Origin of the sequence: Pseudomonas sp. KBS0707 (assembly GCF_005937945.2) — a bacterium.
Classification (GTDB): Bacteria; Pseudomonadota; Gammaproteobacteria; order Pseudomonadales; family Pseudomonadaceae; genus Aquipseudomonas; species Aquipseudomonas amygdali.
In genome coordinates this window covers 2,857,714-2,880,331 of record NZ_CP041754.1, presented here as the reverse complement: position 1 = coordinate 2,880,331, position 22,618 = coordinate 2,857,714, and the positions used below count along the sequence as shown (strand labels likewise).

Sequence of the window (22,618 nt, the reverse complement as noted above, 5' to 3'; positions counted from 1 at the left end):
GACGACAAGGGGGTTGATCAGTTGCAGCAATCAGGCACTCGGCTTGAGAACCACTTTGGTCCAACCTTCATCGCGCGCGTCGAAATGCTGATAGGCCGCAGGACCTTCCTCAAGTTTCAGACGATGGGAAATGATCTGCGAAGGCTTGGCCCGATCATGGTGGATCAGCTCGGCCAGGCGACGGTTGTAGGCTTTGACGTTGGCCTGTCCGGTGCGAATCTGCTGGCCTTTGAACCAGAACGAGCCGAAATCGAAGGCCATTTTGCCTTCCTTCGCCAGATCGTTATGCGCGCCCGGGTCCTGTGGCACGAAAACACCCACGACACCGATACCGCCAGTGGCCTTGGTCGAGGCCACGAGGTTGTTCATGGTGACGTGATTGGCCTCATGCCCATGACGGTCGCAACACTGATAACCCACGCACTCGCAACCGCGATCGGTGCCTTTGCCATTGGTCAGATTGAGAATCTGATCCACCGCACCCTGCTCCAGCGAATTGATCGGCGTCGCGCCCATTTTCGCTGCAAGCGCCAGGCGATCCGGGTGGTTGTCGACCACGAATACTTGCGAAGCACCCTTGATCATTGCCGAGTGCGCAGCCATCAGACCGACCGGACCGGCGCCATAGATAGCAACGCTTTCGCCAGGCAGCAGCCCGGCTAGCTCGGTGGCATGCCAACCGGTAGGAAAGATGTCCGAGAGCATGACGTAGTCTTCTTCACGCTCGGCAGCATCTTCAGGCAACAGCAGGCAGTTGAAGTCGGCGTACGGCACGCGCAACAGCTCGGCCTGGCCACCTTCATGATCGCCCATGTCGGCAAAGCCGTAAGCCGCACCCGCGCTGCCCGGGTTGGCGGTAAGGCAATAACCGGTCAGGCCCTTCTCACAGTTTTCGCAAAAGCCGCAGCCAATATTGAACGGCAGGCACACCCAGTCGCCCACTTTGATGCGGTCGACGCCGGCGCCGACTTCGATCACCTGGCCGAGATTCTCATGGCCGAAAATGCGCCCCGTCTCGAAAGACGTGCGCCCTTCGTACATGTGCAGGTCCGAGCCACAGATGTTGGTGGAGGTCACTCGGACAAGAGCATCTGTTGGCTTCTGGATCTTCGCATCCGGTACGTTTTTGACACTGACGTCACGCGGACCGCCATAGACGATGGCTTTCATGTTCTGAGTCTCCTTAGAGGGTGTAGACAAAATCATGTAGTGAGTCGGCGCGCGAGTATTCGAGCCTCGGCCAACCAAACCCATGCCTCGCTTACCGCAAAAAGGCGATCATGATGCATGATCAGTCGCCGAGCTCTCTCATTCCAGGCATGAGTTCGCTCCACTACCCATCGCTTGGGCATGACCACAAATCCAGTCTGAACAGGCTCCACGGAAAATAGATCGCCTTGTTCAGAGTGCCATTGCCCTGTTCTTCTGTTATTCGGGCCACGGATCACTTGAACATCGATAGCGTGCAGTTGATGGGTGCGCTGTGCCCATTTTCCTGCGTACGCACTATCAACAAAAAGCGTGCTCAGTGACGGATATTTTTCCTTCGAGTACGCCACCGCATCATCCGCCGCGTCACGATCCTGCACGCTTGCAGCACTGATACTGACAGCCAGCAGCAGGCCCAATGTATCGACAATCAGACTTCGTTTACGCCCCTTCACTTTTTTGCCTGCGTCGTAGCCGCTGTCACCGCCTTGAGGAGAACTGCGGGTCGACTGTGAATCCAGGATCGCTGCTGACGGGCTGTCAGCGCGTTCTTCCCGCTCACGCCATTGAGCTCGCAAGCGATCATGCATTTGCTCGAACTTGCCTTGAGCGCTCCACCGGCGGAACGTTTTGTAGACATTGTCCCAATGAGGAAAATCGCGGGGTAGCATTCGCCATGAGCACCCCGTGCGTACGACATAGCAACAGGCTTCCAGCAACGTGCGCCGAGAGTGAAGCGGTGGCACTCCTCGTCCGCCCTGGCTTTCAAACAGGTCGGCGACCAGTGCCCACTCGGTATCTGTCAAGCAACTCGGATATAGCTGCTCCGGCAGTTGGCGGCGGTGGGTTTCATTGTAGCCATAGGCTTTATTAGGTTCAGGTGACTGAAAACTTCCCTTGGCCCGCTGCTTTACACGCGTAATCCCTGCCATTTTCAACGCTTTTGCAAAGGTGTCGGGATGCGCAGTGATACCGGTTTCGGCGAAGAATACGAGCGCCAATTCGGCCTGGCTGGAATAGGGCTGTGCATGAGCGAGTTTCACCAGCACGGGATAGTGCTCGGCGGCAATCGAGCGAGGACGTCCGGTTTTAGGCATGGCTTGAGGGCTATTCAGACAAGGGAGTGAAAGTTTAATTTATTTTGTCTACACCCTCTTAGGTGAAAAATTCGGTAGGGCTTTTTAAGGCTCACCGAATATCTGTCACGACCAGAAGACGCCTGTTCAAAGTGATTGCCTTCATACCTGACGAGTGGTCATTGATGAGCGCGAGCCAGAGCGGTTCGTGCGTATTGATCCGGGAATATGAGATGAGTCCCGGCCCCTGTATTCACTGCAAAGAAAGCATTTGCACGCCTAATCTTATGGTATACCATCATACGAAATACAAAAGCACTCACTCCGGGAGTCTTTCATGAGTTTTGAAATTCGCAAGATCGTCACGTACACCGAAGAAACCTTTATCGAGGGCGGCAAGGCCGCCGACAAGCCGGTCACCATGATCGGGCTGGCGGCCGTGATCAAGAACCCTTGGCTGGGCCGTGGTTTCGTCGAAGACCTGAAACCGGAGATTCGCGCCAACTGCTCCGCACTGGGCGAGTTGATGGTCAAGCGCCTCACCGATGCGATTGGCGGCGCGCAGAACATCGAGGCCTATGGCAAGGCTGCAGTGGTCGGGGCGGAAGGCGAAATCGAACACGCTTCGGCGGTGATCCATACCTTGCGCTTTGGCAATCATTACCGTGAAGCCGTCAAGGCCAAGAGCTACCTGAGCTTTACCAATAAGCGCGGTGGCCCAGGCACGTCCATCCAGATTCCGATGATGCACAAGGATGATGAAGGCCTGCGCTCGCACTACATCACGCTGGAGATGCACATCGAAGATTCGCCCCGTGCCGAAGAAATCATCGTAGTCCTCGGTGCCGCCAACGGCGGACGCCTGCACCCGCGGATCGGCAATCGTTATATCGACCTGGAAGAACTGGCCGCCGAAAAGGCTCAGTAATCCATAAAAGCTGCGATCAATCTTCCAACCTCTGCGCAGGAGCGATCCATGATTCAGCTCACCGCTGAACACACCCCGGCGGGTACCAGCTATCTGGCTACCGGCCAAGGTCACCCCGTGGTGTTGATTCACGGTGTGGGCCTGAACAAGGAAATGTGGGGCGGCCAGATCGTTGGCCTGGCCACGAATTATCAGGTAATCGCTTATGACATGCTCGGCCATGGTGCCAGCCCGCGTCCGGACCCGGACACTGGCCTTCCGGGCTATGCCGAGCAACTTCGTGAGTTGCTGGAGCATTTGCAACTGCCCCAGGCGACGGTCGTCGGCTTCTCGATGGGCGGGCTGGTGGCTAGGGCATTCGCGCTGGAGTTTCCGCAGCTTCTCGCCGGGTTGGTGATTCTCAACAGCGTGTTCAACCGCAGCCCTGAACAGCGTGCTGGCGTCATTGCGCGCACCAGCCAGGCCGCCGAGCACGGGCCGGACGCCAACGCAGGCGAAGCTTTGTCACGCTGGTTCAGCCGTGAGTATCAGGCGGCCAACCCGGCGCAGATTGCGGCCATTCGGCAGAATCTGGCCAGTAACGATCCGCAAGGCTACCTGACTACCTACAAGCTGTTTGCTACCCAGGATATGTACCGCGCCGAAGATCTGGGCGATATTCGCGCACCGACCCTGATTGCCACTGGCGAACTTGACCCTGGATCAACGCCGGAAATGGCCCGTGAGCTGGCCATGCGCATCAGCGGTGCCGAAGTCGCGATACTGCCCGATCAACGCCATATGATGCCGGTTGAGTCGCCGCGCCTGGTCAACCAGGTGTTACTCGACTTCTTTGAAAAAACCGGTCTCGACAAATTGGCGACTGCCCACAACTCGATCAAGGGGATAGTTGCATGAGCCTTACCCGCTTTCAGATGTGCATCGACGGCCAATGGGTCGATGCGTTGTCCGGCAAGACTTTCGACAGCCTCAACCCGGCGCTGGCTGAACCGTGGGCGCAACTGCCCGACGCCGACGAAGCCGATGTCGAACGTGCTGTGCAGTCCGCGCAGAAAGCCTTCGAGGGCCCAGCGTGGCGAGGCCTTACCGCCACGGCACGCGGCAAGCTGCTGCGCAAACTGGGCGACCTGATCGCCGAAAACAAAGAGAATCTGGCGCAGCTGGAAAGCCGCGACAATGGCAAGCTGATTCGCGAAACCCGCGGTCAGGTCAGTTACCTGCCGGAGTTCTTTCATTACACCGCCGGGCTGGCTGACAAGCTCGAGGGCGGCACCCTGCCCCTCGACAAACCGGACCTGTTCGCCTACACCGTGCATGAACCGATGGGCGTGGTCGCCGGAATCATTCCGTGGAACAGCCCGTTGTACCTGACCGCCATAAAGCTGGCCCCGGCGCTGGCGGCTGGCAATACCATCGTCCTAAAGCCATCGGAACACGCCTCGGCCACCGTGCTTGAGCTGGCGCGGCTGGCGCTTGAAGCGGGTATCCCGCCCGGCGTGGTCAACGTCATCACCGGTTACGGCCCGACAACAGGCGCTGCACTGACCCGCCACCCGCTGGTGCGCAAGATTGCCTTTACCGGTGGCGCGGCCACGGCTCGCCAAGTGGTGTGCAGCAGCGCCGAGAATTTCGCCAAACTGTCATTGGAACTCGGCGGAAAATCACCGAATATCATTTTCGCCGACGCCGATCTGGACAGTGCCATCAATGGTGCGGTCGCAGGCATCTATGCAGCGTCCGGGCAAAGCTGTGTTTCCGGCTCGCGACTGCTGGTGCAGGACGAAATCTACGATGAGTTCATTGAACGCCTGGCCGAGCGCGCCAGTCGTATCCGGATCGGCAATCCGCAGGATGAAACCACCGAAATGGGTCCGATGGCCACAGCCCAGCAACTGGCCGTGGTAGAAGGCCTGGTGGCGGACGCGCTGGCCGAAGGTGCACGCCTGCGTCTGGGCGGCAAGCGCCCGAGGCTGGATAGCAAAGGCTGGTTCTATGAACCTACGCTGTTCGAATGCGACCGCAACTCGATGAAAATCATGCAGGAAGAAGTGTTCGGCCCGGTGGCATCGGTGATTCGTTTCAAGGACGAAGCGGAGGCGCTGGCCATTGCCAACGACTCACAGTTCGGCCTGGCTGCCGGAATCTGGACCCGTGACCTGGGCCGTGCGCATCGCCTGGCGCGGGATATTCGCTCGGGTATCATCTGGGTCAACACCTATCGTGCCGTGTCGGCCATGGCGCCTATCGGCGGTTTCAAAAACAGCGGCTACGGCCGCGAGAGCGGGATAGACTCCGTACTGGCCTACACCGAACTGAAAACGGTGTGGATCAACCTTTCGCAGGCGCCCATGCCTGATCCATTTGTCATGCGTTAACGAGGCCGCTGCGATGATCGAACCGAGTATCTACAAAGAAGTCATGGCGTCATTTCCTTCAGGCGTCACGATTGTTACCACGCTGGACCCCGAGGGCAATCTGGTCGGTATCACCGCCAGTGCGTTCAGTGCGCTGTCCATCGACCCGGCGCTGGTGCTGTTCTGCCCCAACTACGCATCGGACACTTACCCGGTGCTGCGCGACAGCAAAAAATTCGCCATTCACTTGCTGTCTGCCGACCAGCAGGTCGAAGCCTATGCGTTCGCCAGCAAGGGCAAGGACAAGACCAAAGGCATCGAGTGGCACTTGAGCGAGCTGGGCAACCCGCTGCTGGGCAAGGCAACCGCTATCATTGAATGCGAGCTGTGGCGCGAATACGACGGTGGCGATCATGCAATCATTGTCGGCGCAGTGAAAAACCTGATCCTGCCCGCTGTACCAGTCACACCAATGGTTTATCACCGCGGCAAGATGGGCGCACTGCCAGCCATCGTCTGAGGCTGCGCCGGGCGGTTTTGGTGGTTGCAGGCACCGGCGTGATAAACTCGGCCGCGACCCGGGTTCATCCGTCCGGGCCATGCAGCAGCCCGCGTGGTTCGTGGGCTGCCGACATGAGCGAGACTTTGTTTCCAGCCACGGTTTCCAGTCACGTTTTTACTTTGACAGCCCCATTCCGAGCACACTCGATGAAACGCCTGCCACTCGATGACACCTTCAAGGTCAACCGCAACCCCGTCACCCTGCGGGAGATTGTGCTGGACAAGCTGCGCAGCGCGATCATGAATTTTCAGCTGCTGCCGGGCGATCGTCTGGTCGAGCGTGATCTGTGTGACCGTCTGGGCGTCAGCCGCACCTCGGTGCGCGAGGCGCTGCGCCATCTGGAATCCGAAGGCCTGGTCGAGTTCGCCGATGCCAAGGGCCCGCGCGTTGCCATTATCACCCTGGCAGACGCGTGCGATATCTACGAGCTGCGGTGCGTACTGGAGGGCCTGATTGTTCAGCTGTTCACCCTGCGCGCCAAGCCCAAGGACATTCGCGCCCTGGAAAAAGCCCTGGAGGAAAATCGCCAGGCGCTCAAGGAAGGCGAGCTGCAGCAAGTGATCGATTCGGTCCAGGGTTTCTATGACGTACTACTGGAAGGCTCCGGTAATCACGTCGCCGCAACACAGCTGCGTCAGTTGCAGGCGCGCATCAGCTATCTACGCGCCACCTCGGTCTCCCAGGAAAACCGCCGCGGTGCGAGCAACAAGGAAATGGAACTCATGGTCGAGGCCATCAAGAGCGGCGACCCGATGGCCGCGCATCAGGCCTCGGTCGATCACGTGCGCAACGCCGCACGCGTGGCACTGGAATATTTGAAATCCAAGCAAGACGAAGACACCAAAGTCCGCGAAATCATCGCGCCCGTGGCACTCAAAGAACCCCGCATAGGGCGCTGACATGGTCACACCGCGCTTCTGCCCTCAATGCGGATGCGCTGACCTGGCTCAGCGCGTCCCCGAGGGCGATACCCACGCGCGGTTGATATGCGGCGGCTGCCAGTACATTCATTACGTCAACCCGAAGATCATTGCCGGCTGCATCATCGAGCAGGAAGGCAAATATCTGCTGTGCCAACGCGCCATACCGCCGCGCCCCGGCACCTGGACACTGCCTGCCGGGTTCATGGAAAGCGGCGAAACCACCGAGCAGGCGGCGCTGCGTGAGGTCTGGGAAGAAACCGGAGTGCGTGCCGAAATCGTCTCGCCCTATTCCATCTTCAGCGTGCCGCGGATCAACGAAGTCTACATCGTGTTCCGTGCCATCGCCCTGGAAGTCACCGGCCAGTTCGGCCCGGAAACCCTGGACTACCAATTCTTCGCCCCGGAAGACATCCCGTGGGACAGCATCTATTACCCCGCCATCCGCCAGATACTGGAACGCTATATCGAAGAGCGTCAGGCGGGGGTGTATGGCATCTACATCGGCAACGACAACACCGGCAAGGTCCATTTTATTCGTTAAGTGCAGCTCCAGGCGAAGCAGTCCGGGCCGCACCTGGATTTTGTCTGCTGCTCAAGGCTGCCCCTCGACTATCACGATTTCGGCCTTGGCTGCGCCCTGTCGATGGCTCATGGCGTTCTGGTATTGCGGCGAGTGATAGCAGGCAACTGCCTGCTCGTACGACTCGAATTCGATAATCACCGTGCGTTGTGGCGTCGCACGCCCTTCCAGCGCTTCGGAACGCCCGCCCCTCGCCAGAAATTTGCCACCAAACAGCACGAACGCTGCGGGGGCACGCTGGGTGTATTCAGTGTACTGCTGAGGGTCAGTTACATCGACGTGTGCAATCCAATAAGCCTTCATCGTGATCTCACTGTTTCAATGATGGGGAATCTGTGAAATATTCTGTCTTATGGTATACCACGATTCATCTACCCATAAAACCGGGATACTGAACATGGCATTCGACCGCATTGAAGACATCATTGAAGACTACCGCCAAGGCAAGATGGTTTTGCTGGTCGATGACGAAGACCGGGAAAACGAGGGCGATCTGCTGCTTGCCGCCGATTGCTGTTCAGCACAGGCAATCAGTTTCATGGCTCGCGAAGCACGCGGGCTGATTTGCCTGACGCTGACCGATGAACACTGTCAGCGTCTGGGCCTGGAGCAAATGGTGCCGAGCAACGGCAGTGTCTTCGCCACCGCGTTCACGGTGTCCATCGAAGCGACAATGGGCGTGACCACCGGCATCAGCGCGGCAGATCGTGCGCGTACCGTTCAGGCCGCCGTCAACCCGCACGCAGTACGGGAAGACCTGGTGCAGCCGGGTCATATCTTCCCGTTACGCGCGCGTGACGGCGGTGTTCTGACCCGCGCCGGGCACACTGAAGCGGGCTGCGATCTGGCACGTATGGCTGGTTTTTCCCCCGCCTCGGTCATTGTCGAGGTCATGAATGACGACGGCACAATGGCGCGTCGCCCTGATCTGGAACTGTTCGCCGAGAAACACGGAATCCGTATCGGTACCATCGCCGACCTGATCCATTACCGGCTTAGCACCGAGCACACCATCGTCAGGATTGGGGAGCGCGACCTGCCCACCGTACACGGCACCTTCCACCTGTTCAGCTACGAAGACCGCATCGAAGGTGGCGTACACATGGCCATGGTGATGGGTGATATCCGCCGCGACGACCCTACTCTGGTGCGCGTGCATGTGGTCGACCCGTTGCGCGACCTGGTCGGTGCCGAATACACCGGCCCGTCGAACTGGACGCTCTGGGCCGCGCTGCAACGGGTGGCGCAAGAAGGTCGCGGCGTGGTCGTGGTGCTGGCCAATCACGAATCCTCACAAGCGTTGCTGGAGCGAATTCCGCAACTTACCCAGCCGCCGCGCCAATACACTCGCTCGCAATCGCGTATCTATTCCGAGGTCGGTACTGGCGCTCAGATCTTGCAGGATCTGGGTGTCGGCAAACTGCGCCACCTCGGCCCGCCACTGAAATACGCAGGTTTGACCGGCTACGATCTGGAAGTGATTGAAAATATTCCGTTTCCCGGCTGACCGGCAAAAGTACCACGGGCACGCCCCACGGCCTCCGCTCGGCAACCGCATGGGTTTACCGCAAAAACACTCGATGAGGGCATTTTGACAGGGCAAAACGCTTGCAGAAAGTTTGGAATACCATAATATGACATTCCATAAAAACACGATTTAGTCAGGCGCGCCCGCCAAGGGACAGCACTAATAACAGCTCCTGACCTGTACCAGGTTTCAAGGCCCATTGGACCTACTGCTCCCGATTACGCGGGCAAGAAAAGCCCGCTCAAAACACAACAAATGAGGGCGTGAAAATGGTGTTGAACAAACGTGCAGCAGCAGTTCTGGCGGCCGGCGTGCTGGCTCTCTCGAGTGTCGCCGCGAGCGCCGCCGAGAGCGTCAACTTCGTGAGCTGGGGCGGTTCCACCCAGGACTTCCAGAAAGAAGCCTGGGCAGCTCCGTTCAGCAAGGCCAGCGGGATCACGGTCGTACAGGACGGTCCCACTGACTACGGCAAACTCAAGGCCATGGTCGAAAGCGGTAACGTGCAGTGGGACGTTGTCGATGTCGAAGCCGACTTTGCCCTGCGTGCCGCCAGCGAAGGCCTGCTGGAGCCTCTGGACTTCAACACCATCAAACGCGACGAGATCGACAAGCGCTTTGTCACCGACCACGGTGCCGGTTCGTTCTTCTTCTCCTTCGTGCTTGGCTACAACGAAAGCAAAGTGGGTGCCAAACCACCCGTCGACTGGGCCGCCATGTTCGACACCAAAACCTACCCCGGCAAACGCTCGCTGTATAAATGGCCAAGCCCCGGCGTGCTTGAACTGGCCCTGCTGGCCGACGGCGTAGCCCCCGACAAGCTCTACCCGCTGGACCTCGACCGCGCCTTCAAGAAACTCGACACCATCAAGAAGGACATCGTCTGGTGGGGCGGCGGCGCACAGTCTCAACAACTGCTGGCCTCTGGCGAAGTGGCGATGGGCCAGATGTGGAACGGCCGGGTCTATGCGCTGCAACAGGACGGCGCACCGGTGGGTGTGAGCTGGAAACAAAATCTGGTCATGGCTGATTTTCTGGTCGTGCCAAAAGGCGCAAAAAACAAGGATGCCGCGATGAAATTCATCGCCAACGCAACCAGCGCCAAAGGCCAGGCAGACTTCTCCAACCTCAGTGCCTATGCCCCGGTAAACACTCAGAGCGTTGCGCGCCTGGACTCAACACTGGCACCTAACCTGCCGACCGCCCATGTTGCCGATCAAATCACTCTCGACTTCGCATACTGGGCCAAGAATGGCGCAGGCATTGCGACACGGTGGAACGAATGGCTGGTCAAGTAAAAATGACAGCGGTTGCTCCTCGTCAACCCATCCCGGCCGGTGGTGCTCCGCGCACCGCCGGTGCGGCACACGACAAGGCGACGAGCATGCAGCGATCCCCTTCCCTCGCTCAGCGCTGGCGTGGCAGCCGCAATCTGCTTCCGGCGCTGATCTTTCTCGGACTGTTTTTCTTCGCCCCGCTGATCGGCCTGCTGCTGCGCGGTGTGCTTGAGCCTGTGCCGGGCCTTGGCAACTACGAACAACTGTTCGCCAACTCGGCTTACTCGCGGGTGCTGCTCAATACCTTTTCCGTCGCTGGTCTGGTGACCTTGTTCAGCCTGCTGCTGGGCTTCCCGCTGGCCTGGGTCATCACCCTGGTACCGCGTGGCTGGGGACGCTGGATTCTGAACATTGTGCTGTTGTCGATGTGGACCAGCCTGCTGGCGCGCACCTACTCGTGGCTGGTGCTGTTGCAGGCGTCCGGGGTGGTCAACAAGGCGCTGATGGCGATGGGCATCAGCGATCAGCCACTGGAGATGGTGCACAACCTGACCGGCGTGGTGATCGGCATGAGCTACATCATGATTCCGTTCATTGTCCTGCCGTTGCAGGCGACCATGCAGGCCATCGATCCGATGGTGTTGCAGGCCGGCTCGATCTGCGGTGCCAGCCCATGGACCAACTTCTTAAGGGTATTCCTGCCGCTGTGCCGTCCGGGACTGTTTTCCGGGGGGCTGATGGTGTTTGTCATGTCGCTCGGTTACTACGTTACCCCGGCGCTGCTGGGTGGCGCGCAGAACATGATGCTGCCCGAATTCATCGTCCAGCAGGTGCAGTCGTTCCTCAACTGGGGGCTGGCCAGTGCCGCCGCTGCGTTGCTGGTGCTGATTACGCTGGTGCTGTTCTACTTCTACCTGAAGCTCCAGCCGGAATCGCCGGTCGGTGCCAGTAACGCGAGGTAAACCGCCATGCTCCTGACACCCAATGCCATGAGCCCCGGCCTGCGTAAGGGTCTGTACCTGACCACTGGCCTGATCGCGCTGTTTCTGTTGCTGCCGATCCTGTTCATCGTCCTGCTGTCATTCGGTTCATCACAGTGGCTGGTATTTCCGCCACCCGGCTGGACACTGAAGTGGTATCAGCAGTTTTTCTCCAACCCGGACTGGATGGCCGCCGCCATGTCCAGCCTCAAGGTCGCGATTCTGACCACCATTGCCTCGGTGGCGCTGGGCCTGCCCACCGCTTTCGCGCTGGTGCGCGGCCGTTTCCCCGGGCGCGATTTCCTGTACGGCGTCTTCACATTGCCGATGATTGTGCCGCTGGTGATTATCGCTGTTGCCGTGTACGTCCTGTTTCTCAAACTCGGTTACACCGGCACATTGTTTTCCTTCGTCGTCAGCCATGTGATCGTCGCCTTGCCGTTCACCATCATCTCGATCATCAACTCGCTGAAACTGTTCGATCAGTCCATTGAAGATGCCGCGGTAATCTGTGGCGCGTCACGCCTGCAGGCGATCTACAAAGTGACCTTTCCCGGCATCCGTCCGGGCATGATGGCTGGCGCGCTGTTCGCGTTTCTGGTCTCGTGGGACGAAGTGGTGCTGAGCGTGATGATGGCCAGCCCGACCCTGCAAACCCTTCCCGTAAAAATGTGGACCACCCTGCGTCAGGACCTGACGCCGGTCATCGCTGTTGCCTCAACGCTGCTGATCGCCCTGTCGGTGCTGATCATGTTCATCGCCGCGACCCTGCGTCGCCGCAACGAAGCCAGGAGTACTTCATGAGTGCCGTGATCAAAGACCCCGCCCATCAGGATCAGAAAACGCTGGTCAGCCTGTGCAACCTGAACAAGCACTACGGTGATTTCGCCGCTGTCGACAACATTTCCCTGGATATTCAGGACGGCGAATTCCTGACCTTTCTCGGTTCCAGTGGCTCGGGCAAAAGCACCACGCTGTCAATGCTCGCCGGTTTCGAGACGCCCAGTTCGGGCGAGATTCTGGTCAGTGGCAAATCGCTGGTCAATGTGCCGCCGCACAAGCGCGACATCGGCATGGTGTTTCAGCGCTACTCGCTGTTCCCGCACCTGTCGGTACGCGACAACATTGCTTTCCCGCTGGCGATCCGCAAGTTGCCTGCGGCTGAGCGCGAAAAGAAAGTCGATGCGATGCTCAAGCTCGTCCAGCTGGAAGAGTTTGCTCACCGCCGCCCTTCGCAACTGTCCGGTGGCCAGCAGCAACGAGTCGCCATTGCCAGGGCGCTGGTCTACGAGCCACGCATCCTGCTGATGGACGAGCCGCTGGGCGCACTGGACAAGAAGCTGCGTGAAGACCTGCAGGACGAACTGCGTCAGTTGCATCGTCGGCTGGGCATCACCATCGTCTATGTGACCCACGATCAGGAGGAAGCCATGCGCCTGTCCCAGCGCATCGCGATTTTCAGCCACGGCAAAATCGTCGGTCTGGGCTCGGGTTATGACCTGTATCAGGACCCGCCAAATGCCTTCGTTGCGTCGTTTCTCGGCAACTCGAACTTCCTCAGGCTCAAAGCACAGGGCAACGCCGTAGCTACGTTTGAAGGCCTTGCGCTGGCGATTCGCCTGACCCCGGGCCTGAAGACCGATCAGGACGTTCTGCTGATGGTTCGCCCGGAGAAAGCCCAGACGCTGAGCGTTGAACAGGCTGCTGGCACACCACTGGAAGCAGGCTGGAACGAAGTGAGTGCCATGGTCAATGAGGTGCTTTTTCTCGGCGAGAGCCAGACCTGCTCGGTGGTCACCACAGGCGGCACTGCCATGACTGTCAAAGCGCTTTCAGCGACCGGCATGCTGCTCAGGGCTGGCGACCCGGTGCGGGTACGCTGGGCCGCTGCCGACGCGTGTATCTACACTGAATGGACGGACAGCGACCTGAACAAGGCAGCGGGAGCGCACTGACGCCGGTCTGCACGGGTCAGCGGTTTGCCGGTGAGGGATGCAAGGCAAGGTAGTCACGCAGAAACTCCACCGTGACGCGGACCTTGGCCGAACTCATCAGCGGCGAGGTATGCACCGCCCAGATGTCTGCATCCTGACGGTATTCCGGCAGCATCTGAACCAGCCGACCCTCGGCCAGGTCAGTGCGCACATCCCAGAGCGAACGCAGCAACACACCGCGCCCGTCCAGGCACCACTGGCGGGCGATTTCGCCGTGGTTGGTGGACAGGCTGCCGGTTACCTTGACGGTTTCAGCGCCTTGCGGCCCATTGAGATGCCATATGCCGAACGGACGGTCGCGTTCCTTGATCACCAGGCAATCGTGGTTGGCCAGCTCACCGATGCTCAGTGGCACCCCATGATCTTTCAGGTAAGCGGGGCTTGCGCACAACACGCGCCAGTTGCTGGCCAGGTGTCTTGCACGCAGGTGCGGGGCAATTTCGTTGCCGACGCGGATGTCCAGGTCGACGCCCTCCTCGATCAGGTCGACCAGCCGGTCCTGAATATCCAGACGTATATCCAGCTTCGGATAAAGCGCCGCCAGCTCCGACAAGGCAGGCGCTACGAAACGGCGACCGAAGCCCTGGCTGCTGACCACTCGCAGCAAGCCACTGGGCTCGCCGTGCAGCGCGGCAACTTCGTCGCCCATCTGCTGCACCGACTCCAGAATGCCTTTAGCCCACTCATAGACTCGCTCGCCGTCTTCGGTAATCGACACTTGCCGCGTTGAGCGGTGCAACAACACCACGCTCATATTCTGCTCCAGCAGTTTGACCCGCTTGCTGACATAAGCAGCGGACATGCCCAGCTCATTGGCAGCACCCACGAAGCTCGAGCGTCGAGCAACGTGGATGAACACGTTCAGATCATCAAGGTTTGGATAATTCACGATTCGTATTTTCTCAATCCATTAATCGACTGATTATCTTTATATCGTGTGCTTATAGCATGGATGGCCTGTGTGACTCATCCCTGACAAGCCGTCCGACAAGAGTGCCCGACATGAACAACAAGAAACTGCGTATTGCTGCCATCGCCGGTGACGGCATCGGCCTTGAAGTACTGCCCGAAGGCGTACGCGTGGTTCAGGCTGCCGCCGCGAAGCACGGTCTGGAGCTGGAGTTCGAATACTTCGAATGGGCCAGTTGCGATTACTACCTGAAGCACGGCAAGATGATGCCGGACGACTGGTTTGAACAGCTCAAAGGCTTCGACTCGATCTTTTTCGGTGCCGTGGGCTGGCCGGAAAAAGTGCCAGACCACATCTCTCTCTGGGGCTCATTGCTCAAGTTTCGCCGCGAGTTCGATCAGTACGCCAACATCCGTCCGGTGCGCCTGTTTCCCGGCGTGCCCTGCCCGCTGGCCAATCGCGAACCGGACGACATTGATTTCATCGTGGTGCGGGAAAACACCGAAGGTGAATACTCGTCGCTGGGCGGGATCATGTTTGAAAACACCGAAAACGAGTTCGTGTTGCAGGAATCTGTGTTCACCCGTCGCGGTGTCGACCGTATTCTCAGGTTCGCTTTCGAGATGGCCAGCAAACGCGAGCGCAAGCACGTGACTTCCGCGACCAAATCCAACGGCATGGCGATCAGCATGCCCTATTGGGACAAGCGCACCGAGGCGATGGCCAGTCAGTACCCGGACATCAGCTGGGACAAGCAACACATCGATATTCTGTGCGCGCGCTTCGTGCTGCAACCCGAGCGCTTCGACGTGGTGGTGGCGTCCAACCTGTTCGGCGATATCCTCAGCGACCTCGGCCCGGCGTGCGCTGGCACCATTGGCATTGCGCCGTCGGCCAACCTCAACCCGGAGCGTAACTTCCCGTCGCTGTTCGAACCGGTGCACGGCTCGGCGCCCGACATCTTCGGCAAGAACATCGCCAACCCGATTGCGATGATCTGGTCCGGCGCGCTGATGCTGGAATTCCTCGGCCAGGGCGATGAACGCTTCACGGCGGCTCATGACGAGATCATCACCGCTATCGAGCAAGTGATTGCCAGTGGCGACGTCACACCTGACCTGGGCGGCAAGCATTCGACCCAGGAAGTGGGTGCAGCGATTGCCGGACGGGTATCTGCCGCGCAGTAACTGCCGGCGTTACCTCATCCGGCTTGCGGCGGTCTGGCCTGTTCTTCCAGCAACTCCACGAAGCGGGTCAGGCTGCGCGATACGGTGCCTCGACGCCAGATCAGCCAGGTGTGCAGGTAACGAAACTTTTCGGACAAGGGCCAGACACTGACTGTGGCACAACCGGGCATGCTTTCCAGCATGCTGCGTGGCATCAGCGCCAACCCGGCACCGGCGCTGACGCAGGCCAGCATGCCGTGGTAAGACTCCATTTCGTGGATCTTGCCCGGTACTGCGGCGTCCTCGGTAAACCAGCGTTCGAAGTGGTGCCGGTACGAGCAGTTGGCACGAAACGCGTAGATGCTTTCACCGCTCACATCGCGCCCGCGCTTGACCGGTGCATGATTGAGTGGCACGATGATGACCATTTCCTCTTCGAATACCGGCACACCCTCGAGTGATGGATGCAGCACCGGCCCGTCGACAAACGCAGCAACCAGGCGCCCGGCAAGCACACCGTCGATCATGGTGCCGGACGGCCCGGTGGACAGGTCCAGTTCGACCTTGGCGTTTTGCTGGTTGTAGACCGCCAGCAACGCAGGAATCCTCACGGCCGCCGTGCTTTCCAGCGAGCCCAGTGAAAAAGGCCCTTGTGGTTCTTCGCCAGAAACCGCCAGCCGCGCCTCCTGTACCAGGTCCAATATGCGCCGCGTGTAATCGAGAAAATTCCAGCCGGCAGGCGACAGCCGCAAACGGTGTTTTTCGCGAATGAACAGGTCTACGCCCAGATCCTGCTCCAGTTGCTTGATACGCGTCGTCAGATTCGAGGGCACGCGATGAATATGCTGCGCAGCGGCGCTGATGCTGCCGTGTTCAGCCACCGCTTTAAACATCTCCAGCTGAACCAGATCCATTTCATTCTCCAATCATGAACAATACGCTCATTATTATTCAGTTTTAGAAAGCATTGCACGCCTATATTCTGGTCCCACTTCCCACCTCAACAGGATGGCGCAATGACTACTGTCACCAGCAACACCCACGCAATCTCGATCAACCCCGCCTCAGGCGAACAGATCGGCCACTACGCCTTCGAATCCGACGCCATGCTGGATCGCAGCCTGTCGCGTGTGACGGCCGGCTTTGCAGACTGGAAGCGCACGCCTGTCCAGCAACGTGCGCAACTGATCATCGCCATGGGCCAGGCCCTGCGCGACGACGCCGAAAACATTGCCCAGATGATCAGCCGGGAAATGGGCAAGCCTGTGACGCAGGCCAGAGGCGAAGTCGAGAAATGCGCGCAGTTATGCGATTGGTATGCAGCGCAAGGCCCGGCAATGCTGATGGCCGAGGCGACTCAGGTCGAGCATGACAAGGCACGCATCGAGTACCGTCCGCTGGGCCCTGTTCTTGCGGTGATGCCGTGGAATTTCCCGATCTGGCAAGTATTGCGCGGCGCAATTCCGACATTGCTGGCAGGCAATACCTACGTGCTCAAGCATGCACCCAACGTCATGGGTTGCGCATACCTGATGCTCGACTCGTTCAAGCGCGCCGGTTTCCCGGAGGGCGTGTTTGAAGTCATCAACGTGGCTGCCGAGGGCGTCTCGAAGGCCATTGCCGACCCACGCATTGCGGCCGTCACGCTGACCGGCAGTGTTCGCGCTGGCCAGGCCATTGGTGCTCAGGCCGGTGCGGCGCTCAAGAAGTGCGTGCTGGAGCTGGGCGGTTCCGACCCGTTCATCGTGCTCAATGACGCGGACCTGGATCAGGCTGTGAAAGCGGCTGTCATCGGTCGTTTCCAGAACACCGGGCAGGTCTGTGCCGCGGCCAAGCGTTTGATCATCGAGCAAGGTGTGGTCGAGGAGTTCACGCGCAGGTTCGTTGAGCAGACTCGCCAGTTGGTGATCGGCGATCCGTTGTCCGGCGAGACCTACATTGGTCCGATGGCACGCTTCGATCTGCGCGATGAACTGGATGCTCAGGTTCAGGACACCCTTGCCGAAGGCGCGAAACTGTTGCTGGGCGGCAAGAAGGCTGATGGCCAAGGCAACTACTACGAGCCGACCGTACTGGGCGACGTGACCGACCAGATGACTTCCTTCAGGCAGGAGCTGTTCGGCCCGGTAGCGTCGATCATTACCGCCCGCGACGCGCAGCACGCTCTGGAGCTGGCCAATGACAGCGAATTCGGCCTGACCGCGACGGTCTACACACGTGATCTGCAACTGGCAGAGCGCATGACCGAAGAACTGGAAACCGGTGGTGTGTTCATCAACGGCTACAGCGCTTCAGACCCGCGCGTGACGTTTGGCGGCGTGAAGAAAAGCGGCTTTGGCCGTGAACTCTCGCACTTCGGTGTACGCGAGTTCTGCAATGCACAGACCGTATGGCGCGATCGGCACTGAGGGTTGGGAAACACCAGTACACATGTCCCAGTGGGAGCGAGCTTGCTCGCGAAGGCGGACTCACATCAGCATAAATCTTTGGCGGTCATGCGGGTCTCTTCGCGAGCAAGCTCGCTCCCACAAGACCCTCTGGGTGCGTGAACTTCAACTATCGTGCGACGCTCTGCGTCGGCATGCCGTTCTGGACGCTCTGCGTCCAGTCTTCCAAGCGTCCAGGGCGATTACTCCTCGCCCGTTTCCACAATCGCAGGCTCACCAATCGTATAGAAATGCCCGCCCGCCACGTAATGAAGGCTGCGCCATTTCGGGTCGGCCTTTTCGAATTCCCAGTGCCCGTCGTTGAACACACGGGTGTCAGCCCAGGCGCCGATGACTTCGCCAATGAACAGGTCATAGGTCTGTTGATTGTGTGGCTCCGGAATGACCTTGCAGATCAGCCAGGCAGAGCAACCGACAACCAGCGGCGTGATATGATCTTCAATCAGAAACAGGTCGACATTGGCTTTATCAAGCTTGTCCGGGGTGAAGACCTTGCTCTGGGTGCCGACATCGAAGGTCATCTGCAATTGATCCAGATTGGGCACCTGCAACGCAAAATAACCGCTCTTCTCCACCAGCCCGCGGGTTTTGGTCATCTTGTCGATCACCAGTGTCACCTTGGGCGGCGAGAAATCCAGCGCGCAGGCCCATGCTGCAGACATGACGTTGTGAGTGCCTTCATGACTGGAGGACACCAGCACAGTCGGGCCGTGATTGAGCAGACGGTAGGCTTTTTCCAGCTCGACAGGACGAATGTGATTGTCCACTTGAAACCCTCGAAAACATGATTCGTACCGCTACCGGCAGAGCAGCGAAATAAGGCATTCTGCGTAAGCCAGCCGTACTGCATGGTGTGGCTGCACGCGAACCCTCTCACGACTCATAAGGCATCGGATTGAGCAGCATAGACAGCCAGAACCCCAAAGTGTTCGCCCTGGTACTGGCGGCAGGCCGAAGCAGGCGTTTTGGTGGCGATAAACGACAGGCTGCATTGCCCTGTGGACGTACCTTGCTGACCGCAAGTCTTGAAAACGCTGGAAGAGAATTCAGCAACGTGGGGCTGGTACTGCGTGCCGACGATGACGCTGAAGCACTGGGTATTCCCGCACACGTAACAATCATCCGCAGCGAACATGCCGACCTGGGCATGGGCCACAGTCTCGCCAGCGGCATTGCCGCCGTAATGGACTCCGCTGACGAAGCCGTCGCCATTCTGCTTGCAGACATGCCCTGGATAACGCCGCAGACCCTGCGCGAACTGGCCGCACTGGCCAGTCCTCAGCGCATTGCCGTGCCAATGCATGGCGGCCAGCGCGGCCATCCGGTGATCATTGGTCGGCAGTTCTGGCCGACACTGCTGACGCTGGAAGGCGATCAGGGCGCTAAAGCCCTGATCATGAACAACCCGGAGGTGTGTGACGTACTGAATTGCGATGACCCAGGCATTCTGCGCGACGCCGACACTCCGTCAGCGCTGGCGCAAGCCTGTGCGCAATACCTTAAACCTCGGCACGACTGACACCGTTGGCTACGCGCAGGATGTCAGCCATCACCGCAATGGCGATTTCGGAAGGCGTCTTGCTGCCCAGGTTCAGGCCGATGGGGGCATGGATTCTCTCCAGCACCCTGGCATCCAGCCCGCCGATCCGGCCCAGACGCACCAGACGTTTGCTGCTGGTGCGCATCGAACCCATCGCGCCTATGTAGAACGCCTCAGTGCGTACGGCTTCAAGCATGCTCAGATCGTCCAGTTTCGGATCATGGGTCAACGCCAGTACCGCCGTCGAACTGTGACAGCCACCTTCGGCAATGAACACCGCAGGCAATACACCGCGCACCTCGACACCCGGCATCGAAAACCCTGAGGTGACCTCGACACGCGGGTCACAGACGATGACTTCATAGCCCATCGCGACGGCAAAACTGGCGCAGAACTCCGCCACCGGCGATAGCCCGGCAAGCAGCACGCGATACACCGCCCCCATACGAATGCTGATGCGTTCGCCGTCCACCTGCACCCGCGCCTCGCCCATCGTTGCAGGTCCGATTTCTCTCTGCCCACCGCCCAACTGCACGTGCCTGCTGACCAGCTCGCGTCCGGCAAGCGCCTGCTCGATAGCCCCCAGATGTGCATCCGCTTGCGGACTCGGTGCAATGAACTCGATCAATACATCCAGCACACCACCGCACGGCAGGGCCCGCGTTGGTGCGAAGCCGCCGTCGCCGTAGCGAACGACCTGATTGACCGGCTGAAACTGCCCTGCAGCGACCCGTTCGAGAAAGTCCTCCTCCACACAGCCGCCAGACAGGGAACCGCGATGCTCACCGCTGCTCAGCGCCACCAGCATTGCCCCGGGCCCGCGTGGGGCCGAGCCGAACGTAGAGAGAACCGTGCATAGCCAGACGGCTTTGCCGCCAGCCAGCCAGTCACGAGCCTGTTGCACCACCTGCAAATCGAGCTGTTTCACTGCTACAACCCCGCCATCAGTTTTTCCTTGCTGATCGGCAGGCTGCGCACCCGTTTGCCGGTCGCGTGATACACCGCATTGGCCACGGCAGCTGCAAGCCCGGTCACACCGATTTCGCCGATACCCCGCGCACCGAACTCACCCAGGTTGTAGTCCGGATAATCGAGCAGCAAGACGTCGATATCCGGCTGATCCGCATGCACCGGCACTACGTACTCGGCATAGTTGTTATTGACCGGCATGCCACTGCGCGGGTCATATTCACCGGCTTCGAACAACGCCATGCCGATACCCATCACGATTGCGCCTTCCACCTGATTGCGTGCTGCCAGCGGGTTGACCACTTTGCCCACGTCAATGGCACTGACCACCCGCGAGACGCGCAGGCTGGAAATGCCCGGATCCCAGCGCACTTCGACGAAATGCACACCGAACGAGCGGAAGGAATACTTGCCCGCCTCCGACATGCCGCTTTGAAAATTACCCTCAGCGCGCGACAGGCGCTGCCCCTTCAGCACGTCGACAAAGCTGGCGCGCTGTTCGCCGATCACCAGTTGCCCGTTTTCGACCTTGATCGACTCGGCGTCCTGCCCGGCGAACACCGCATCCTTGCTGACAGCGTACTGGCGCAGCTTCTGCAACGCTTCACGCGTGGCCCCGGCAATCGCCGGCATTACGCTGGCGGTCACCCATGAACCACCGGAAACGGGGCCGGCCGGAAATGACGAACTGCCCAGCTCCACTTCAACACGCTCAACGGGAATGCCGGTCAACTGGCTGACAGTCTGCGCCACGATGGTGTATGTGCCGGTGCCAATGTCCTGCAAGCCACATTGGGCCAGTGCCGTACCGTCGGAACGCAGGATGACCCGCGCATCGGTGGGCACCTGATAGGCTTCCCAGTTACAGGCACCCATGCCGTAACCAATGATTTCATCACCTTCACGCATCGAGCCGATATCGGCCTTGCGCGCGTGCCAGCCGAATCGCTCGGCGGCTTTGTCGATAGCTTCCGGCAGGTGATTGCTGGACCACGGCAAGCCGACGCTCTGATCCTTGTCGGCCAGGTTCAGCTTGCGAAATGCCAGCGGGTCCATGCCACTGGCCAAGGCCATCTCATCAATGGCCGACTCCAACGCAAACAGGCCCGGTGCCGCACCCGGCGCGCGCATGGAGGTCGGCGTACCCCGGTTGATGGAGCTGATCTTGTGGCTGACCAGCACGTTGTCGCAGGCATACAGGCTTGTGGTCACGCCACCGCAGTTTTCGGTGTAATCATCCAGCATCGACGTGTTGTTGAACGACTCGTGACGGATCGACACCAGCTTGCCGCTGGCATCGGTGGCCAGACGCAAGCGCTGGTGGGTCTCCGGACGATGGCCCACGGTGGTAAACATCTGCGCGCGTGGCAACACCAGTTGCACCGGGCGACCGGTAACCCTGGCGGCGGCGCAGGCTGCCACGGAGTGCGGCCATGGCCACAGCTTGCCGCCAAAGCCCGAGCCTATGAACGGTGCGCGCACTTCAACGCGGTCGGGCGAAAGGTCGAAAACGTTGGCCAGCAGGTTGCGGTGGTTGACCACGCCCTGAGTGCTTTCGTAAACAAACAGCTTACCGTCCTGCCACCACGCCGTGCTGGCGTGCATCTCCATCGGGTTATGCACTTCAACCGGCGTGGTGTAAGTCTGATCGACTTTGACTTTTGCACTGTCAAACGCGCTGTCCGGCTTACCCCGGTTGTGCCCGGCACCGCCATCACGGGCACCATTGACCCGCATGCCTTCGTCAAGGTCCTTGACCGCCGGGCGCTCGTCATACTCGACCGTCACGCGGTGGGCAGCCGCCCTCGCCTGCTCGAAGCTTTCGGCTACCACCAGAGCGACAAACTGGCCAGGGTAATAGACCCGGTCATCCTCGAACGGCAGGCGATGCTCGTCCGCCTTGCTGGCCGAGAGCATCTTGGCGAAGCTCAGCCTGGTGTTCGGAGTACGGTGCAAAGCAGGAAAATTGCCATGATGGAAGATATCGACAACGCCAGGCATCGCCTTGGCCTGCTGATCCTTTACGGCAACCACGCGCCCGTTGGCGATGGTGCTGTAGACGCCATAGGCATACAGCATCTTGCCCATCGGATGGTCTGCGGCATAGCGCGCCTGACCACTGACTTTCTTGCCGCCATCGATACGACGCTGCGGCACACCAATGATGTTTTCGCTCAT

At 59.6% G+C, this 22,618-nt stretch carries 22 protein-coding genes; 14 read left to right on the top strand and 8 right to left on the bottom strand.

All coding sequences use genetic code 11. The features are described from left to right. Positions 1 to 30 precede the first annotated feature (30 nt). Both FFH21_RS13640 and FFH21_RS13635 read right to left on the bottom strand, forming a co-directional pair. The gene (locus FFH21_RS13640) at positions 31 to 1,170 is read right to left on the bottom strand and encodes a glutathione-independent formaldehyde dehydrogenase (RefSeq protein ID WP_002553610.1); all 1,140 of its coding nucleotides are present in this window, start codon (positions 1,168 to 1,170) and stop codon (positions 31 to 33) included. Between the two features lie 32 nt (positions 1,171 to 1,202). Continuing rightward, positions 1,203 to 2,306 (bottom strand): IS5-like element ISPsy19 family transposase, encoded by a 1,104-nt coding sequence (locus FFH21_RS13635; protein ID WP_004663854.1) that lies wholly within the window; start codon positions 2,304 to 2,306, stop codon positions 1,203 to 1,205. Positions 2,307 to 2,622: 316 nt separating this feature from the next. On the opposite strand from FFH21_RS13635, the gene FFH21_RS13630 reads away from it, so the two are divergent. The 6 genes from FFH21_RS13630 (at position 2,623) to FFH21_RS13605 (ending at position 7,593) form a co-directional block, all read left to right on the top strand. Then, the gene (locus FFH21_RS13630) at positions 2,623 to 3,213 is read left to right on the top strand and encodes an amino acid synthesis family protein (RefSeq protein ID WP_004665025.1); all 591 of its coding nucleotides are present in this window, start codon (positions 2,623 to 2,625) and stop codon (positions 3,211 to 3,213) included. 48 nt (positions 3,214 to 3,261) lie between these two features. Beyond that, positions 3,262 to 4,110, top strand: coding sequence for an alpha/beta fold hydrolase (locus tag FFH21_RS13625; RefSeq protein ID WP_005733397.1), 849 nt, complete (start codon positions 3,262 to 3,264; stop codon positions 4,108 to 4,110). Then, entirely contained in the window at positions 4,107 to 5,588 is a 1,482-nt protein-coding gene (locus FFH21_RS13620) for an aldehyde dehydrogenase (RefSeq protein ID WP_011168657.1), read from the top strand. Before FFH21_RS13625 ends, FFH21_RS13620 begins: the two co-directional genes overlap by 4 nt. A 13-nt stretch (positions 5,589 to 5,601) precedes the next feature. Beyond that, a complete protein-coding gene (locus tag FFH21_RS13615) occupies positions 5,602 to 6,087 on the top strand; it encodes a flavin reductase family protein (RefSeq protein ID WP_002553606.1) in 486 nt (161 codons plus the stop codon). Positions 6,088 to 6,275: 188 nt separating this feature from the next. Beyond that, positions 6,276 to 7,028, top strand: coding sequence for a GntR family transcriptional regulator (locus tag FFH21_RS13610; RefSeq protein ID WP_002553605.1), 753 nt, complete (start codon positions 6,276 to 6,278; stop codon positions 7,026 to 7,028). Position 7,029: 1 nt separating this feature from the next. Then, on the top strand, positions 7,030 to 7,593 hold the full coding sequence (locus FFH21_RS13605; protein WP_004667572.1) for an NUDIX hydrolase: 564 nt from the start codon (positions 7,030 to 7,032) through the stop codon (positions 7,591 to 7,593). A gap of 51 nt (positions 7,594 to 7,644) precedes the next feature. On the opposite strand, the gene FFH21_RS13600 is transcribed toward FFH21_RS13605, so the two are convergent. After that, positions 7,645 to 7,935, bottom strand: coding sequence for a DUF1330 domain-containing protein (locus FFH21_RS13600; RefSeq protein ID WP_004665021.1), 291 nt, complete (start codon positions 7,933 to 7,935; stop codon positions 7,645 to 7,647). Between the two features lie 94 nt (positions 7,936 to 8,029). Between FFH21_RS13600 and ribBA the strand changes: the two genes are divergently transcribed. The 5 genes from ribBA (at position 8,030) to FFH21_RS13575 (ending at position 13,369) form a co-directional block, all read left to right on the top strand. Further along, positions 8,030 to 9,139, top strand: coding sequence for a bifunctional 3,4-dihydroxy-2-butanone-4-phosphate synthase/GTP cyclohydrolase II (gene ribBA, locus FFH21_RS13595; RefSeq protein ID WP_004658144.1), 1,110 nt, complete (start codon positions 8,030 to 8,032; stop codon positions 9,137 to 9,139). 290 nt (positions 9,140 to 9,429) lie between these two features. Beyond that, the gene (locus FFH21_RS13590; RefSeq protein WP_004665020.1) at positions 9,430 to 10,455 is read left to right on the top strand and encodes an ABC transporter substrate-binding protein; all 1,026 of its coding nucleotides are present in this window, start codon (positions 9,430 to 9,432) and stop codon (positions 10,453 to 10,455) included. Then, the gene (locus FFH21_RS13585; protein WP_004665019.1) at positions 10,440 to 11,396 is read left to right on the top strand and encodes an ABC transporter permease; all 957 of its coding nucleotides are present in this window, start codon (positions 10,440 to 10,442) and stop codon (positions 11,394 to 11,396) included. Before FFH21_RS13590 ends, FFH21_RS13585 begins: the two co-directional genes overlap by 16 nt. A gap of 6 nt (positions 11,397 to 11,402) precedes the next feature. Then, positions 11,403 to 12,218, top strand: a complete 816-nt coding sequence (locus FFH21_RS13580) for an ABC transporter permease (protein WP_011168654.1) — start codon at positions 11,403 to 11,405, stop codon at positions 12,216 to 12,218. Further along, on the top strand, positions 12,215 to 13,369 hold the full coding sequence (locus FFH21_RS13575) for an ABC transporter ATP-binding protein (protein WP_011168653.1): 1,155 nt from the start codon (positions 12,215 to 12,217) through the stop codon (positions 13,367 to 13,369). Before FFH21_RS13580 ends, FFH21_RS13575 begins: the two co-directional genes overlap by 4 nt. Positions 13,370 to 13,385: 16 nt before the next feature. Here FFH21_RS13575 and FFH21_RS13570 read toward each other — a convergent pair whose 3' ends face one another. Beyond that, the gene (locus FFH21_RS13570; RefSeq protein WP_004665017.1) at positions 13,386 to 14,297 is read right to left on the bottom strand and encodes a LysR substrate-binding domain-containing protein; all 912 of its coding nucleotides are present in this window, start codon (positions 14,295 to 14,297) and stop codon (positions 13,386 to 13,388) included. A 113-nt stretch (positions 14,298 to 14,410) separates the two neighbouring features. Here FFH21_RS13570 and FFH21_RS13565 point away from each other — a divergent pair, with 113 nt between their 5' ends. Beyond that, positions 14,411 to 15,505 carry a tartrate dehydrogenase gene (locus tag FFH21_RS13565; RefSeq protein WP_011168652.1) on the top strand — a complete coding sequence of 365 codons (1,095 nt, stop codon included), beginning with the start codon at positions 14,411 to 14,413 and terminating at the stop codon, positions 15,503 to 15,505. A 14-nt stretch (positions 15,506 to 15,519) separates the two neighbouring features. Here FFH21_RS13565 and FFH21_RS13560 read toward each other — a convergent pair whose 3' ends face one another. Continuing rightward, entirely contained in the window at positions 15,520 to 16,398 is an 879-nt protein-coding gene (locus FFH21_RS13560; protein WP_054073118.1) for a LysR family transcriptional regulator, read from the bottom strand. A gap of 102 nt (positions 16,399 to 16,500) precedes the next feature. Here FFH21_RS13560 and FFH21_RS13555 point away from each other — a divergent pair, with 102 nt between their 5' ends. After that, a complete protein-coding gene (locus FFH21_RS13555; protein ID WP_011168650.1) occupies positions 16,501 to 17,892 on the top strand; it encodes an aldehyde dehydrogenase family protein in 1,392 nt (463 codons plus the stop codon). Between the two features lie 221 nt (positions 17,893 to 18,113). Here FFH21_RS13555 and FFH21_RS13550 read toward each other — a convergent pair whose 3' ends face one another. Continuing rightward, positions 18,114 to 18,698: a flavin reductase family protein gene (locus FFH21_RS13550; protein WP_004658153.1), complete on the bottom strand. Its 585-nt coding sequence runs from the start codon at positions 18,696 to 18,698 to the stop codon at positions 18,114 to 18,116. Between the two features lie 128 nt (positions 18,699 to 18,826). On the opposite strand from FFH21_RS13550, the gene FFH21_RS13545 reads away from it, so the two are divergent. Then, on the top strand, positions 18,827 to 19,450 hold the full coding sequence (locus FFH21_RS13545; protein WP_004665015.1) for an NTP transferase domain-containing protein: 624 nt from the start codon (positions 18,827 to 18,829) through the stop codon (positions 19,448 to 19,450). On the opposite strand, the gene FFH21_RS13540 is transcribed toward FFH21_RS13545, so the two are convergent. Continuing rightward, positions 19,431 to 20,399, bottom strand: a complete 969-nt coding sequence (locus FFH21_RS13540; protein ID WP_011168648.1) for an XdhC family protein — start codon at positions 20,397 to 20,399, stop codon at positions 19,431 to 19,433. The two genes, FFH21_RS13545 and FFH21_RS13540, sit on opposite strands and share 20 nt — an antisense overlap. A 2-nt stretch (positions 20,400 to 20,401) precedes the next feature. Continuing rightward, on the bottom strand, positions 20,402 to 22,618 hold the full coding sequence (locus FFH21_RS13535) for a xanthine dehydrogenase family protein molybdopterin-binding subunit (RefSeq protein ID WP_011168647.1): 2,217 nt from the start codon (positions 22,616 to 22,618) through the stop codon (positions 20,402 to 20,404).

What these genes read in the sequence shown, in the direction of transcription:
- FFH21_RS13585 (WP_004665019.1), top strand. Translation starts at nt 10,440, where the DNA reads ATGGCTGGTCAAGTAAAAATGACAGCGGTTGCTCCTCGTCAACCCATC.
- FFH21_RS13600 (WP_004665021.1), bottom strand. Translation starts at nt 7,935, where the DNA reads ATGAAGGCTTATTGGATTGCACACGTCGATGTAACTGACCCTCAGCAG.
- ribBA (WP_004658144.1), top strand. Translation starts at nt 8,030, where the DNA reads ATGGCATTCGACCGCATTGAAGACATCATTGAAGACTACCGCCAAGGC.
- FFH21_RS13635 (WP_004663854.1), bottom strand. Translation starts at nt 2,306, where the DNA reads ATGCCTAAAACCGGACGTCCTCGCTCGATTGCCGCCGAGCACTATCCC.
- FFH21_RS13535 (WP_011168647.1), bottom strand. Translation starts at nt 22,618, where the DNA reads ATGAGCGAAAACATCATTGGTGTGCCGCAGCGTCGTATCGATGGCGGC.
- FFH21_RS13575 (WP_011168653.1), top strand. Translation starts at nt 12,215, where the DNA reads ATGAGTGCCGTGATCAAAGACCCCGCCCATCAGGATCAGAAAACGCTG.
- FFH21_RS13640 (WP_002553610.1), bottom strand. Translation starts at nt 1,170, where the DNA reads ATGAAAGCCATCGTCTATGGCGGTCCGCGTGACGTCAGTGTCAAAAAC.
- FFH21_RS13605 (WP_004667572.1), top strand. Translation starts at nt 7,030, where the DNA reads ATGGTCACACCGCGCTTCTGCCCTCAATGCGGATGCGCTGACCTGGCT.
- FFH21_RS13560 (WP_054073118.1), bottom strand. Translation starts at nt 16,398, where the DNA reads ATGGATCTGGTTCAGCTGGAGATGTTTAAAGCGGTGGCTGAACACGGC.
- FFH21_RS13630 (WP_004665025.1), top strand. Translation starts at nt 2,623, where the DNA reads ATGAGTTTTGAAATTCGCAAGATCGTCACGTACACCGAAGAAACCTTT.
- FFH21_RS13565 (WP_011168652.1), top strand. Translation starts at nt 14,411, where the DNA reads ATGAACAACAAGAAACTGCGTATTGCTGCCATCGCCGGTGACGGCATC.
- FFH21_RS13590 (WP_004665020.1), top strand. Translation starts at nt 9,430, where the DNA reads ATGGTGTTGAACAAACGTGCAGCAGCAGTTCTGGCGGCCGGCGTGCTG.
- FFH21_RS13580 (WP_011168654.1), top strand. Translation starts at nt 11,403, where the DNA reads ATGCTCCTGACACCCAATGCCATGAGCCCCGGCCTGCGTAAGGGTCTG.
- FFH21_RS13620 (WP_011168657.1), top strand. Translation starts at nt 4,107, where the DNA reads ATGAGCCTTACCCGCTTTCAGATGTGCATCGACGGCCAATGGGTCGAT.
- FFH21_RS13610 (WP_002553605.1), top strand. Translation starts at nt 6,276, where the DNA reads ATGAAACGCCTGCCACTCGATGACACCTTCAAGGTCAACCGCAACCCC.
- FFH21_RS13555 (WP_011168650.1), top strand. Translation starts at nt 16,501, where the DNA reads ATGACTACTGTCACCAGCAACACCCACGCAATCTCGATCAACCCCGCC.
- FFH21_RS13625 (WP_005733397.1), top strand. Translation starts at nt 3,262, where the DNA reads ATGATTCAGCTCACCGCTGAACACACCCCGGCGGGTACCAGCTATCTG.
- FFH21_RS13615 (WP_002553606.1), top strand. Translation starts at nt 5,602, where the DNA reads ATGATCGAACCGAGTATCTACAAAGAAGTCATGGCGTCATTTCCTTCA.